10 protein-coding genes and 2 pseudogenes are annotated in these 13241 nt (G+C 54.1%); 5 read left to right on the plus strand and 7 right to left on the minus strand.

Annotated features, from left to right (window positions below):
• The first annotated feature begins 6 nt into the window (after nt 1–6).
• Nucleotides 7–927 (plus strand): succinate--CoA ligase subunit alpha, encoded by a 921-nt coding sequence (sucD, locus tag HMPREF9238_RS07155; protein WP_016444787.1) that lies wholly within the window; start codon nt 7–9, stop codon nt 925–927.
• Nucleotides 928–1003: 76 nt separating this feature from the next.
• Here the strand turns inward: sucD and HMPREF9238_RS07160 are convergent.
• A pseudogene (locus HMPREF9238_RS07160) lies at nt 1004–1729 on the minus strand (IS3 family transposase); the annotation flags it as partial.
• Nucleotides 1730–1777: 48 nt separating this feature from the next.
• Nucleotides 1778–3002, minus strand: a pseudogene (locus HMPREF9238_RS07165) (IS3 family transposase).
• A 217-nt stretch (nt 3003–3219) separates the two neighbouring features.
• Here HMPREF9238_RS07165 and HMPREF9238_RS07175 point away from each other — a divergent pair.
• Both HMPREF9238_RS07175 and HMPREF9238_RS07180 read left to right on the plus strand, forming a co-directional pair.
• Nucleotides 3220–4377 carry an ImmA/IrrE family metallo-endopeptidase gene (locus tag HMPREF9238_RS07175; RefSeq protein ID WP_016444791.1) on the plus strand — a complete coding sequence of 386 codons (1158 nt, stop codon included), beginning with the start codon at nt 3220–3222 and terminating at the stop codon, nt 4375–4377.
• Nucleotides 4377–4940, plus strand: a complete 564-nt coding sequence (locus HMPREF9238_RS07180) for a DUF4411 family protein (protein ID WP_016444792.1) — start codon at nt 4377–4379, stop codon at nt 4938–4940. Before HMPREF9238_RS07175 ends, HMPREF9238_RS07180 begins: the two co-directional genes overlap by 1 nt.
• An 81-nt stretch (nt 4941–5021) precedes the next feature.
• Here HMPREF9238_RS07180 and HMPREF9238_RS08915 read toward each other — a convergent pair whose 3' ends face one another.
• Nucleotides 5022–6380 (minus strand): amylo-alpha-1,6-glucosidase, encoded by a 1359-nt coding sequence (locus tag HMPREF9238_RS08915; RefSeq protein WP_156824462.1) that lies wholly within the window; start codon nt 6378–6380, stop codon nt 5022–5024.
• A 99-nt stretch (nt 6381–6479) separates the two neighbouring features.
• On the opposite strand from HMPREF9238_RS08915, the gene HMPREF9238_RS08920 reads away from it, so the two are divergent.
• A complete protein-coding gene (locus HMPREF9238_RS08920; protein WP_286127809.1) occupies nt 6480–7028 on the plus strand; it encodes a 5'-nucleotidase C-terminal domain-containing protein in 549 nt (182 codons plus the stop codon).
• On the opposite strand, the gene HMPREF9238_RS07195 is transcribed toward HMPREF9238_RS08920, so the two are convergent.
• Nucleotides 7025–8710: a DUF5635 domain-containing protein gene (locus HMPREF9238_RS07195; RefSeq protein WP_232217638.1), complete on the minus strand. Its 1686-nt coding sequence runs from the start codon at nt 8708–8710 to the stop codon at nt 7025–7027. The genes HMPREF9238_RS08920 and HMPREF9238_RS07195 overlap by 4 nt on opposite strands.
• A 352-nt stretch (nt 8711–9062) precedes the next feature.
• On the opposite strand from HMPREF9238_RS07195, the gene HMPREF9238_RS07200 reads away from it, so the two are divergent.
• Nucleotides 9063–10712 (plus strand): lamin tail domain-containing protein, encoded by a 1650-nt coding sequence (locus HMPREF9238_RS07200; RefSeq protein ID WP_016444796.1) that lies wholly within the window; start codon nt 9063–9065, stop codon nt 10710–10712.
• A gap of 93 nt (nt 10713–10805) precedes the next feature.
• Here HMPREF9238_RS07200 and HMPREF9238_RS07205 read toward each other — a convergent pair whose 3' ends face one another.
• The 3 genes from HMPREF9238_RS07205 to HMPREF9238_RS07215 all read right to left on the minus strand — a co-directional run bounded on the left by HMPREF9238_RS07205 (nt 10806) and on the right by HMPREF9238_RS07215 (nt 13236).
• The gene (locus HMPREF9238_RS07205) at nt 10806–11717 is read right to left on the minus strand and encodes an oxygenase MpaB family protein (RefSeq protein WP_016444797.1); all 912 of its coding nucleotides are present in this window, start codon (nt 11715–11717) and stop codon (nt 10806–10808) included.
• 101 nt (nt 11718–11818) lie between these two features.
• On the minus strand, nt 11819–12355 hold the full coding sequence (locus HMPREF9238_RS08680; RefSeq protein ID WP_156824463.1) for a hypothetical protein: 537 nt from the start codon (nt 12353–12355) through the stop codon (nt 11819–11821).
• Nucleotides 12356–12537: 182 nt separating this feature from the next.
• A complete protein-coding gene (locus HMPREF9238_RS07215) occupies nt 12538–13236 on the minus strand; it encodes a hypothetical protein (protein ID WP_016444799.1) in 699 nt (232 codons plus the stop codon).
• Between the last annotated feature and the right edge of the window lie 5 nt (nt 13237–13241).

Here is a 13241-nt window from a genome sequence, read left to right on the forward strand (position 1 = left end):
GAAAAGATGGCTATCTTTCTAGATGAAAATGATCTGATTATCGTCCAGGGCATGACGGGTTCAGAAGGCACCAAGCACACCACGCGCATGCTGTCTTCTGGCACCAAAGTCGTGGGCGGCGTGAACCCACGCAAGGCTGGACAAACACAGACGTTCGACATCACGCCATACGGCCCCATGGCCGACAAGGTTGAGGCCGGCCAGGTTGAGGTCCCTGTTTTTGGAACCGTTGCCGAGGCTAAGGAAGCAACTGGAGCGGACGTCTCTGTAGTTTTCGTGCCCCCACGTTTTGCCAAGGGCGCCGTGCTCGAAGCCGTAGACGCAGGTATGCGTCTCGTCGTGGTCATCACGGAGGGCATTCCCGTTCAGGACTCCGTGGAGTTCCGCCAAGCTGCTGAAGCCAAGGGCGTTCAACTGATTGGCCCGAACTGCCCCGGCATCATCTCGCCCGCAAAGTCCAACGTGGGTATCACGCCCGCTGACATCACGGGTCCCGGCCGCATCGGCCTTGTCTCTAAGTCGGGCACGCTCACCTACCAGATGATGTACGAGCTTTCCGACATCGGATTCACCACCTGCATCGGTATCGGTGGCGACCCGGTAATCGGAACTACGCACATTGATGCTCTCAAGGCCTTCGAAGAAGATCCCGACACCGAGCTGATCGTCATGATTGGTGAGATCGGTGGCGACGCGGAAGAACGCGCAGCCGAGTACATCAAGGCAAACGTAACCAAGCCTGTAGTTGGCTACGTTGCGGGCTTTACCGCTCCGGAGGGCAAAACTATGGGGCACGCCGGTGCGATCGTCACCGGCTCGTCCGGTACTGCCGACGCCAAGAAGGAAGCGCTCGAGGCAGTGGGCGTGCGCGTAGGCAAGACGCCTACCGAAACCGCTAACCTCGCTCGCGAAATCCTCCTGGGTTAAGCGATAAGCGCTAAGGGCGGCCCCACGTCGTTGTGAACTGTCCCCTGAAAGTTAGACAGTTTAATAGTAGGGGTTCTTAGGCTACGAGGGCATGATTGCGATATTCGTTCGGGGTCATGCCCTCGAGTCGTTGTTGGATGCGTTGGTTGTTGTACCAGTGGATGTAGTCCTGTATTTGATTGGCTAGGTCTTCGGTGTTGGTGAACGCTTGTTGGTAGAACAGTTCTGCTTTGAGGTGGGCGAAGAAGTTTTCTACCATTGCGTTGTCATGGCAGTTACCTTTTCTGGACATGGATTGAGTAGCGTTGTAGTTGGCTAATAGGGCTTTCCAACTGTGGTGTTGGTATTGGAATCCTTGATCCGTATGCATGATCATGCCCGGTCCTGGCTGCGCCTGGTGTAAGGCTTTGCGCAGGCTAGAGTTGGTGAGTTCTAGGTTTGGTGAGGCGCTAATCGAGTAGGAGATGACGCTGTGGTCGTACAGGTCAATGATTGGTGACAAGTACAGTTTTTGGTTCCCTACTGTGAACTCAGTGACGTCTGAGACCCATTTCTGGTTCGGCTTGGTAGCTGTGAAATCACGATTAAGAACGTTGCCAGCCGCGTTGGATTGGTTGGATCTGTAAGAGTTGTAACGCTTCTTCTTACGCACCTGGCACGCTAGGTGTTCTTGTTTCATTAGTTTGGCTACCAGTTTTCTAGATACGCAAATGCCTTGACGTTTCAAAGCTAACCTGACGCGACGGTGACCATAGCGTGCGTGGGATTGGTCAAACACGGTCTTGATCTCACGTTTGAGCCCAGCGTGCTTATCAGGAGCATTGAAGCGTCCTGGGTTTTGTTCCGTTTCTTATATGGGGGCCAGTTCGGCTGCCCGGTGTTGGTTGTAGTTGGTGATGGCCTCCTCAGGGGTGGTGTAGTCCAGGGCCTGGTGTAGGCGCTCGTTGTTCCACCAGTGGATCCAGTTCAGGGTTGCCCATTCGATTTCGGTACATGACCTCCAGGTTTGGGAGTAGATCAGCTCGGTCTTGTAAAGCCCGTTGACGGTCTCGGCTAGGGCGTTATCGTAGGAATCGCCAACGCTGCCGGTTGAGGGTTTGATTCCGTAGTCAGTGAGTTTCTCGCTGTAGGTGATGCTCGTGTACTGAGATCCATGATCAAAATGGTGAACAAGATTGGATAGGTCTTGTCTGGCGTTCATGATTGCCTGCTCGAGCGCCTCCAACGGTAACGCCTCTGTTGTCATCGAGGAGCGGGTCGCCCAGCCAACGATCTTACGACTGAAAACATCGGTGACGAAGGCCGTGTAGACGAACCCGGACAGGGTACGGACATAGGTGATATCGGCGACCCACAACCGGTTCGGACCCACAGCCTTGAACTGCCGCTGTACTAGGTCGGGGCGAGTATCGGGAACTGGTGCTGGCCGAGTTGTCACAGGTCTACGTCCACGGCGTATCCCACTAATTCCAGCGATTTTCATGAGCCGAGCCACCTGGTCACGGCCAATATCCCAGCCTGCCCGATTGGCTGCGTGCCAGAGCTTACGCAGCCCATACACCCCATAATTCTCAGCGTGAATCGACTTGAGTTCTTCTATCAGGATCTGGTCTCGTATGCTCCTGGTGCTCGCAGGCCGGCTCTTAGCGGCCCGCTACCCCCGAGGAGTGATAAACCCTCCTTCGAGGTGTTCGCAAAGGACCCGGCACACGAACTCGACTGAGTAGTGATCGCGGTACTGGTCAATGAAAGCGATCATTAACTCCCGGGGTGGTCGAGTTCTCGTGCGAAAAAGCCGAAGCAAGCTTCAAAATCTCGTTCGCCCGCCGTAGCTGCGCGTTCTCACGTTTGAGCCGTTTGATTTCCTCGTGTTCCTCACGAGTTAAGCCCTGGCGTTGCCCAGAGTCGATCAGAGACTGTTCGTACCAGCGACGCATCGACTCAACTGAAATCCCCAATCCAGGGGCAATCTCGTTAATTGCTCTCCACTGCGTACACGACCGGCCATCAGCAAGGCGATCGGCAACCATCCGCACCGCACGGTCCTTAAATTCTTGTGAATACCTCTTCGACATGTTCCAATCCTCTCAAAAACAGGTAGGAACAAAACCCAGGACGCTTCAGAGACGCCATCGCATGGAACGAACTACACCACACCACCCCATACAACAACACCTGGGACTAACCCCCAGCAACACAATTTGTCCTATAACCCGGAAACCGCTTCATTCTCAGGTTCGATTGATATTGTTCAGCCATAAAGCACGGTCCTGTCCGAAGGAGGTGGGGACAATGACAGCTGGAGTGGATATAGCCCCTGAGCTGTTCTTCTGGGCTGTCGAACGTGCTGGGTGGAGCGAAGAAGAAATTGAGGAACGCGCTCCATACTTCTATGAATGGGTAGAACAGGAAACTAAACCAACCTTCAATCAAATTCAGAAATTTGCCGGCGCTACCTATACGCCTCTGGGATCTTTGTTCTTGTCTGAGCCACCGAAAGAATCCTTGCCACTTCCAGACATGCGAACTATGGGGAACAAGAAAGTTCCCAGGCCGTCCGCAAATCTCCTCGACACCATCTACATATGCCAGAATCGACAAGGCTGGTACAAGGTCTACGCAGTAGATGCAGGCTTCCCAGAGCTCTCATTTGTTGGCACAGCGAGACTGTCTACCCGACCCGAAAAAATCGTGCGACAGATCCGTGAAATCTTGGACTTCGACATGCAAGCACGTTCTGCCTATGTGACTTGGTCTGAAGCTTTTCGTGCCCTCGTAAGAAAGATTGAAGATCTGGGCGTATTGGTCATGGTCAGCGGAATCGTTGGCAGCAACACAAGCCGGAGCCTCGACCCGGAGGAATTCCGCGGATTCGCAATCGCCGATCCGATTGCACCACTAATTTTCGTTAACGGTGCGGACACGAAGTCTGCACAAATATTTACGCTCATTCACGAACTTGCACATATCTGGCTCGGACACAGCGCAGTATCTGATGCTTCAATCACAGCGGATACCAGTACTGATGAAGAATTGTGGTGCAACCGAGTCGCTGCTGAAGTTCTCGTGCCTATGGACACTCTAAAGCAGGAGTTCAAGGGAATTGTTTCCGAAGAAGAACAAGACCGTCTGGCTAAGAAATTCAAAGTTAGCACCCTGGTAGTTCTAAAACGTCTCTACGATGCCGACTTGCTATCCTGGGAACATTTTCAAGAACGCTACGCCAATGAGATGGAACGCCTCCAGGCGTTTATGGAAGAGAAAAGGAGCAAGAGCTCAGGCGGAAATTATTACTACACCCAACGCGGTCGTTTGGGCGAGCGATTTTCCAGTGCGGTTGTGCAAAGCGCGCGCTCTGGATACCTACCCTACCGAGACGCATATGAGTTACTCGGAATAAAGAGACACTCTACGTTTGAGAACTTCGCCAATATGATCGAGGGATCCTGATGTTCCTCTTGGATTCAAATGTATTTATCGAGGCGAAGGATCGATATTACGGATTCGATTTCGCACCTGGGTTCTGGGCGTGGTTAGATTTTCATTTCAAGAGTGGTCGTATTCTTAGCATCCAAGATGCGAGCGACGAACTCATTGGTCGTGAAGACGATCTTTCGCTTTGGGTCAGGGAACGCAAACAGTATTTTCGATCAACTAGTGAATCGGTCACTCTAGAAAAGTTTTGTGAGGTAAACAATTGGGCGGTAACACATGGCTATCCCCAGGAGGCACTCCAAGTAGCCCAGAATAATCCGACTGATTTCATGCTCGTTGCTTATGCCGCGGCACATGATCTTGTCGTGGTCACCCACGAAAAATCAGCACCACAATCAAAGAAGAGAGTCATGATTCCGGACGCTTGCAAAGCGATGGGCGTGAAGGTTACTGACACTTTCACGATGCTCCAAGAGACTGGAATTCGCCTCATCATTGAAGACCCACCAAACAACGTCTCATTCGACCAAGATTTTGGCGTGCCGGACGGAGTGAATCGACCTCTCCCCGGAATGTAGACCGACAAAAATCCTGGGTTGCCTGAGCCTTCGTCAGGGCAACCCAGGATTTATTCCTTAGTTTTGCACTAGATGGAAGCGTTAGTTCCCCGTCAAAACCTGAGCAACGACAACAGCCGAAGCCGCTGCCCACGCCTGCGGCCTGCAAGACGCCGGGTAGGGGAGTGGCTTCGCGTAAGCGTCCCGCTTGACTCCGGCAAACAGTTCCGGCAGACACCAGTCAAAGCGACGGGCGGCCTCCATCAATCCGCGCGCAACTTCCTGCGCTTCCTCCTTGCGACCTTCACGCCACATTCCGCGGATAATCATCGCCGTGTCATGCGGCCACACCGACCCCACGTGGTACCTGTACGGCCAGAAACCGGCATTCGTCGTGGACGCCGTGTGAATGCCATACCCAGAGAACATTTCCGGACTTATCAACGTCCTCATCACGTCACCCACTTCGCGCTCATCTAGCAGACCCGACCCAAGCAGGTGCCCAATATTCGAAGTCAGCGAATCCACCGCCCTCTTCGACGCATCCAACGCGATCGCGGGATAACGGAAGCCGTCATTTTCAACCCAGAACTGCTCGCGGAAACGGGTCTTCAAATCAGCCGCCCAAGCGCGCCAGGACTCACCATCTTCGCCGAACGCCTCCAAAATTTCCGCACCATCTAACGCCGCACGATGCGTGTAACCCTGCACCTCACACAGCGCGATCGGACCGTCCGCCAAAGATCCGTCGTGCCAGCGCACCGAATCCCCGCTGTCCTTCCAGCCCTGATTTGCGAGGCCGCGGCCGGTCTCATCTAGATACTCCAGGAACCCGTCACCGTCGGCGTCTCCGTAATCGCGCATCCAGGCCAGCGCCAAGCGCAAATTCGGCATAAGCTCAGCTACGTCCCCCTCGTTGGCGCCCGCCTTCCACGCATTATGTAGCGTGCTAATCCACAGCGGAGTCGCATCGATCGTTCCGTAACAAACCGGCGGCAAAACCAGCGGTCCGGAAGAGGTCTCGAGATTCAAAGGTTCGCTGCGCACCTCATGCAAAATCTTGCCCGGCTGCTCCGCGGTTTCCACGCGAACTTCCTTGCCCTGCAAGCTTGCAAGTAGCTTGAGCGTCTCCATTGCCAACGCAGGATCAACACTGTTCAAGAAGCCCGCAGTGATCAGCGAATCGCGACCAAACAGCGTCGAAAGCCAGGGCTCCCCCGCCCCAATAAAACGCAGATCCGAATCGTTTTCGTGCGAAAACGTTAGCCCGTCGAGGTCGGACAGGGCTCTGCTTAGGAACACGTAAAGGTCAGAGCCCTCACCACTTCGTGCAAGCAGATCAGCACCACGGTCCTTCAACCCCCGATACGGCGGAGCCAACACAACGGCCTTCGTGCTAGGCGAAATCTTCACCAGCACGTTCTTGGTTTCACCGGCAGGAATAACCACAGACCAGTCCACAACCACGTCATCGCCGACTGTAGAGACAGCTCCATCAGTCGAGAGTGCCGTTTCCGCCCCCGCGCCCTCGAAGGCACCGAATACGAAGGCCTGCCGATCATCGCGGAAGTTTCCCCGTTCTCGCGCACCGCAGTGTTCGACAAGGGCGACGTAACCATCGCCGACATGGCCTCCATTTACGTGTACGACAACACCCTGTTCGGAATTAAGTTCACCGGCGAGCAACTTCGCGACTATCTCGAATGGTCCGCACGTTTCTACATCCAGCAAGATGAGGGCGCCGAGGTCGAAGATTGGTCAACCGTCACCAACGCACAGTACGAAGGGATGACTCGCGGTCTACCGGACTACACCTACGACGTGCTCTCCGGAGTTAACTACCACATCGACATTTCCAAGCCCGTCGGCGAGCGCATTGATCTGCGCACCTTCCCTGACGGAACGCCGATACAGCCCGAGGACGAGCACATCCTCGCCCTCAACAACTACCGCCAGTCGGGTGGATCCGCCTACCCGCACGTAAAGACCGTCCCGGTTTCGGTCGTCGCGGAAATAGTGGTGGTTAACGCTGATTTGCTACTTCAGAGCGCGCAAAACTGTCAAGGAATCCGGCTTTCGGGAAAAATTGTTAGATTAGCACCCCTCTAATCTAACAATTTATTGGTAGTTGCTGATTTCTTGACAGATTTCTTCAAGTCTTTAGGGCGATAATGCGTCGACCTTCCAGCTCCAACTGTACGAATGATTTCTCGTGATGCCATGTCGTCTAAGCGATTCTTTGCCGTTCCTCGCGAAACGCCTGTGAGTGCCATCAGATCACTGGTTGCGATGCTTCCCATCTCATCAAGCCAAAGGAGAGCAGCGTTCTCCATCTCTGCGGGGTCAGTCGAGAGATATGACGCGGGTCTTGTAACGGAAGTAGGCGTCTGCTTAAGAATGGCTCTCGCATTTTCACCAAGAATCCACGAACCATTGTGCTCGGTGATTAGGGGTAACCCATCCACTGTCGTTTGAAGTGACGCTTCAAGCGCAGATATGGCGGCATCATTTCCAGATTGGAGACCTTTTGCCACTGTGTCTACGGTGACAAATGGCCTCCTGAACAGCAGGTACAAGATAATTGCGATCCGGTAATCCCGTTGCCGGCCTAGTGGGACAATCTTGCTCATCAACTCCAATACAGGGATTACCGGCTTGCCACCGACCAAGGTGGTTTCTACAAACGGACCGGCAACCTCCTCAATTGTGGGAGGCCGATGACCAATTGCAATCATTGACTGGTACATGCGGTCAACACCAACACCTTGTTTATCAACAAGCCTGATCGCGCGGTAAAGGTCAGCTAATGCAGGATAACGGGCAGCTCGATTGCTTAGTACGTTACCGGAGTTGATATTGGGAGGGAATCCGCCAGGACTACGCACGATCATAGTTGAGTCAAGTTCGATCCAGCGGATGTCAATAGACTCACTGCGATTCCAGTCGCGGTGAATCATTGCGTTTAGTAGTGATTCGCGAACAGCGGAGCGAGGAATCTCGGAGACAGGCTGATCCGATAATCCCGTCGACACGGTGTGGTTTCTGTTAATAACCGATAGTGCATTCTCAATTTGTTCAAGCTGTTCCAATCCTGATCCTTCCGGAGCAGGAGCCACACGGTTGCGCACCTGACCACCGTGAACATCGAAAACGGTAAACTCAACCACGGTTTGCCTGAGACTGGTGAATAGTAAGACACCGGCTTGGGACAGCTTTCCTGTAGCATCGACGGCTCCGATTCTGCGTAGAAGGTCCTCTTTTGTGTATTCTGCGAACTCGGTATCTTGACGTCTTACGTAGGCTATAGCCCCATCCCTGACCTGATCGATCGAAATGGTGGTTGACTTTGCCATAGGGTCGTACGCCGCTTGTGAGCGTTGATATTGCCACCATTCAGATCTGTCCACAGGCTCGCACGCGTCACCAACTCTCCATCTGAGACGTCCGCTTGTGTCTTCCACAGGTTCGGGCGAAGGAGCTACAAAAACTGCAAGAATCCTTTGTCCTTCGGCCCTCTTCTCAATGATGTCGGGAGCAATGTCAACCCTGCTGTAAATGCTCTGTCGGAGCCAATCAATGTCTAGCTCCGTTCCAATGATCATTCCGCTACGGTCTTCTATGCCAAGGAGTAGCGCGCCGCCTTCCGGCGAATTCGCCATGCACGCGACTTCATCGGCAAGCTTAGTTGCAGCATCTGAATTCTTGTTTTGGCCTGGTTCTATTGAAGGTCCGTTTCGGCGTCCAGCTTCTTCTTTGAAGTCGATGCTTTGGGTTTCTTTCGTCTTTGTCACGCGGCCATCGCGAGCGGTCGACAAGATTGAGTCGATAGATGAGTTCAATTCGGTTCGACGATGATCAAAACCTTCTAATGTCGGAGTCATAGCAACCTACCTGACAGAATTGTTAGATTAGCACTCCTCTAATCTAACAATGAATTGGGTATTGGGACATTCCTTGACAGATTAAGAGGGTGCTTTATTAACAATTCATCGCAGAAACCCAATTTCTTGTTAGATTCCGTTCCGTAGAGCATCCCAGCCTCGCCCTCGAGGATGAAAATTCGCCGCAAAGGTGGTTGGAGGCTTCCGGATAGCTAACGTTAACGTCGTTTTAACTTTCTCCTTCCTAGGGCATCACTGTTGCATGGTTGTCATCAACGAGATTGTTTACGGAGACGCGCTGGTTCCTGGAACTAACGACTCCATTGAGCTGTACAACGCTGGAACCGAAACTGTGGACCTGACCGGCTGGTCACTCCATGATGACAAGGATCGCCCGGGCGAGGCGGACATGAGCGGTTCGATCGCTCCCGGTGAATTCAAGGTCCTAGTTGAAGGCACCGACTTCACGTTCGGATTCGGCAAGGGCGACACGGCCCGCCTATTCAACGGTGAAGAGCTTGTCGATTCCTACACCTACGAAGTTAACGCCAACGAAAACTGGTCTCGCTGCCCTGACGGCACCGGCGAGTTCGTTGACGTCGCAATCACCACGAAGGGGCAGCTCAACGCCTGTGGCGACCCCGGTTTCGGTCTGGGTGGCGCGGATTCCGTGCGAGTCTTTGACGGTGACATGCTGGTTGAAGAGTACAGCTGGACCGAACACGCAGACCACACCTACGGTCGCTGCCCGGACATGACTGGTGACTTTGCGCAGACGCGTGAAGCCACGCCGGGTGAACGAAACGCCTGTGATGGTATTCCGGACCTGCTTCAGTACTACTCGACTGGTGAGCCGCCGGTCGTAGTTGATGAGGCTCCAACGTTCCTGGAGGACTCCTCCGGCCTTGACTACGCCGACGGATTCCTGTGGGCGGTAGATAACGGAACGGGTAAGTTCTGGAAGCTCGTCCCGCAGGCCGACGGAACCGTTCAGTTTGCAGACGGCTGGGAAGACGGCAAGCGCGCCCGCTTCATCAAGGACGCGGAAGGCCCGGACGTGGTCGCATCCGCCGAGTGGCACATCACCGACCTGCTTCCTGAAGTCAGCGCAAACATGGGTATCGAAGCTATCGAGTGGATCCCGAACGCCGAAGCCAAGGGCCGCCTATTCGACGAGAACACGGGCGAAGCTTACGATCCCGCAAACTACCCGAACGCGGTCGCTGACGGCGTCTTTGTAGTCGCACTGGAAGATAACGGCCACGTTTATGCCTTCTCTCTCAAGGAACAAGGCGAAGTTACACCATTTGTTGCAGGATCGAACGCGACCCTGCTGACCTCCTACGACTCCTTCATCGGTGGCGCTATGGGGCTTGATTACAGCCGCAATACCCTGCGCATCCTGTCCGATGACGGCTACGAGGGCGTTATCGCCGAAATCTTCTTTGACGGCACCGACAGCCCGCGCGTTGTCCACTATGAACGTCCCGGCGGCATGCCGAACCTGAACAACGAAGGCTACGCCGAATCTGATTGCATCGACGGCAACAGGTACGCATGGTTCTTCGCAGATGGATTTACCTCGGCTGCGCTGCGTGCAGTTCCCATTGCTCCCGAATCTGCAGGGGATTGCCCGACGGATCCGGAAGAGCCGGGTGAGCCGGTCGATCCCGAGGAACCGGGCCAACCTGGTGAACCGGAAGTGCCGGGCGAGCCGGGCACGCCTTTCGAACCGGGCGAACCCACCGTGCCCAGTGCACCAGGAGCGAATCCTGACGTCTCTGAGACGACGGCCGGCAATCCGGGTGACCTAGCCAAGACCGGTGTTGAGACCGCCGGCCTAGTTGCAATCGCTGGACTGCTTCTAGCAGCAGGTGGCGTTGCAGTTTGGAGCAGGCGCATCAACTCCTGAAGTTGGTCGTAACACAACTGAATAGATAGTTAGTTCCCGTGCACCTTTCGTGCACGGGAACTACTTTTAGTGTTAGATTGCAGATCCGCGGATTCACTTAGAGGAATTGCGAGCCACGCCCTCGTTAATTTCCTTCGGAAGCCTGATTTCTCCCATCATTCGACGTAGTGCCGCTGTGGCGAAGCGCACCATGGGGCGCCGCCACAGCGCGTCTTGAATGCTAACTTGCGACGGATCGTTAGAGTCCGCAAGTCCGAGGAGCGTCCTGGCAGATTGAGGGAGTAGCGCGATCGCGCCTACCTTAAGCATGTCGTAACCCCACTTCATTGGGGGCGGCAACGGCGGATTGTCGATCAGGAGGTCGATGACGTCGGCTGCAGCTGGGGAGAACTCGAGTTCGGGACCGTAGGACGCCAACGTTGCGTAGAGTTCCTTGACGTTCATCGGCGGATTTGTTACTCCCAGCATCTTCGCGGAAATCGCGGTTTGGGCAACGTACGTGTCGCATTCTGGGGGAGTGAGTGGCTGCGGGCTGAGCTTCTGGTACGCGATGAGGAACGACTCGATTTCCGCGCAGTGAACCCAAGTGAGCAAGTGAGGATCAGATGCCGCGTATGGCCGGCCGTCGGGGAGCTCGCCCTTAACGTAGGAGTGCATGCGCCTCACATGTGCAATCATCTTCTCCACGTCCACTTTGCGTGCAAATGTCGTGGTCACAACATACTCTGCGGTGCGTTGCAGGCGTCCCCACGGATCGTCCTGATAACCAGAATGGCCAGCAACTCCTGCCATTGCTAGGGGATGCAAGCTTTGCAGCAGGAGGGCGCGAATTCCGCCAACGTACATGGTGGGAGCGCCGTGGACTTTCACGATGGGATCATCGTTTGAAAACCAACGTTCCCCGGGTGCACGCCAAATCAAGTCGGCACGTTCTTGCCTGTCGGGGCCGGCAACTTTGCTTCGTATTCCCTCGGCAACCTGGTCACGCACTGTAGAAATCAACATGACGCCAGTATTTCAGGCAAGACGGTCAGCCACGACTTTTAGGCGGCTGGCTTGGGGTGTTGAGTTCGTGGTAATGCGGTGTTGGGGGGGCGGCGGTTGTGTCAGTGGGCTGGAGGTAACATCAGCGAGTTTAGGTGCGCTAGATCTTCTGGGTGAGCGTCGTAGTGTCCTTGGTGGTTCGTGTAGATCCACCAGCCCAGCATGTTTCTCAAGTTTTGTGCTGCGTCTTCCCAGGCGGGATCTTCAGGAAGAGTATCGGAGATAGCGAAGCGACGGTGTTGAAGTTCTTCAAGAATGTGTATGAAGGCGGGAGTGTAGTCGAATCGTTCGTATTTGAACGTGACCTTCGTATCAGGTGAATAGAGCTCGAAGAGAGTTACACCGTGATTTACACGCTCGATTTCGTCGAAGCGAACTTCCGTAGAGTAGATGTGGCCAAACTTGGACCACACCTTTTCATCGTCGACACCGTATCGGTGGAACAATCCCATTGCTATAGCTACGAGCGCGGAAAGTGCAAGCAAGCCGGGCACTATGAAACTCGCCAACGAGTCGTTAAAGCCACCGGCATATGAATATGCAAATCCCACAGTGGGCAGCGTCATGACGATGCCAACGGGAATTCCGTAGAGCAGCATCGCCAGAGCTCGGTGGTAAACACGTGGTTCGTCAGGTCGTAGATTCTTTTTGCGTGACTTACCCGATCGGGATTCGTCCCCTTGTGACTGGGGCGCGTTAGGGTCGGTCTCAAAATGTGCTGGGGCGATCATCTGTTGGTTTCTCTCAAAGTGCGAAGTGTCTCCGTTGTTGGGCGGAAACATCACCTAATTTCGTCGTGAACTTGTGCATTCACTGGTGGTAGCACAAGAGCATTTAGCTTTGCTAGGTCTTGCGGATGGGAGTCGTAGTATTTGCGGTGGTTGTCGTAAGCACTCCAGGCAAGGTCATTCCGTGTTAGTTGCGCTACGTCTTCCCAGTTGGGATCCTCTGGGGACACTCCGTCCAGTTCAAACCGGCGATGTTGGAGTTCTTCGAGTAGGCGTATGAACGCCAGTGTGTAATCGAAGCGGTTATAGTCCAGGTTGATCTTCTTGTCAGCGTCGTAGATCTTGTAGCGCGCATTTACAGGTTGCACACCAAAGGCCCTGACTTCATCGAAACGGACTTCCTTGTAGTATATTTGCCCGAACTTAGACCATAGCTTTTCCTGGTCCACTCCGTAGCGACGAAACAATCCCATCGAGGCCATCCATAGCGTAAGAAGCATAGTTAGGATCGGCACGAAAACAGCGTAGGGATCGTCGTGTTCTCCGCGAAAGTAGCGTGGCGTCATAACCGAAATAATGATCAACATCACGATGGTTCCCGGAATTCCTACGCCAGCCAGGATCGCTGCCTGGTTGAACACTCTCGGCTGTTGCGGGTGTTTGCTCATCTTCCGCAAAGAGCGCGGTAGAGACTTTCCATAATTCTGATAGGGAATGTTGAGTTCGGGCCCAAACTGCATTGGCTCAATCATTGAAT

Source organism: Gleimia europaea ACS-120-V-Col10b, from assembly GCF_000411155.1.
In the GTDB taxonomy this organism is placed as follows: domain Bacteria; phylum Actinomycetota; class Actinomycetes; order Actinomycetales; family Actinomycetaceae; genus Gleimia; species Gleimia europaea_B.

Excerpts from the sequence above, each read along its gene's own strand:
- HMPREF9238_RS07200 (WP_016444796.1), top strand. The coding sequence starts at position 9,063 with ATGGTTGTCATCAACGAGATTGTTTACGGAGACGCGCTGGTTCCTGGA.
- HMPREF9238_RS07175 (WP_016444791.1), top strand. The coding sequence starts at position 3,220 with ATGACAGCTGGAGTGGATATAGCCCCTGAGCTGTTCTTCTGGGCTGTC.
- HMPREF9238_RS07205 (WP_016444797.1), bottom strand. The coding sequence starts at position 11,717 with ATGTTGATTTCTACAGTGCGTGACCAGGTTGCCGAGGGAATACGAAGC.
- sucD (WP_016444787.1), top strand. The coding sequence starts at position 7 with ATGGCTATCTTTCTAGATGAAAATGATCTGATTATCGTCCAGGGCATG.
- HMPREF9238_RS07215 (WP_016444799.1), bottom strand. The coding sequence starts at position 13,236 with ATGATTGAGCCAATGCAGTTTGGGCCCGAACTCAACATTCCCTATCAG.
- HMPREF9238_RS07180 (WP_016444792.1), top strand. The coding sequence starts at position 4,377 with ATGTTCCTCTTGGATTCAAATGTATTTATCGAGGCGAAGGATCGATAT.
- HMPREF9238_RS08680 (WP_156824463.1), bottom strand. The coding sequence starts at position 12,355 with ATGCTGCTCTACGGAATTCCCGTTGGCATCGTCATGACGCTGCCCACT.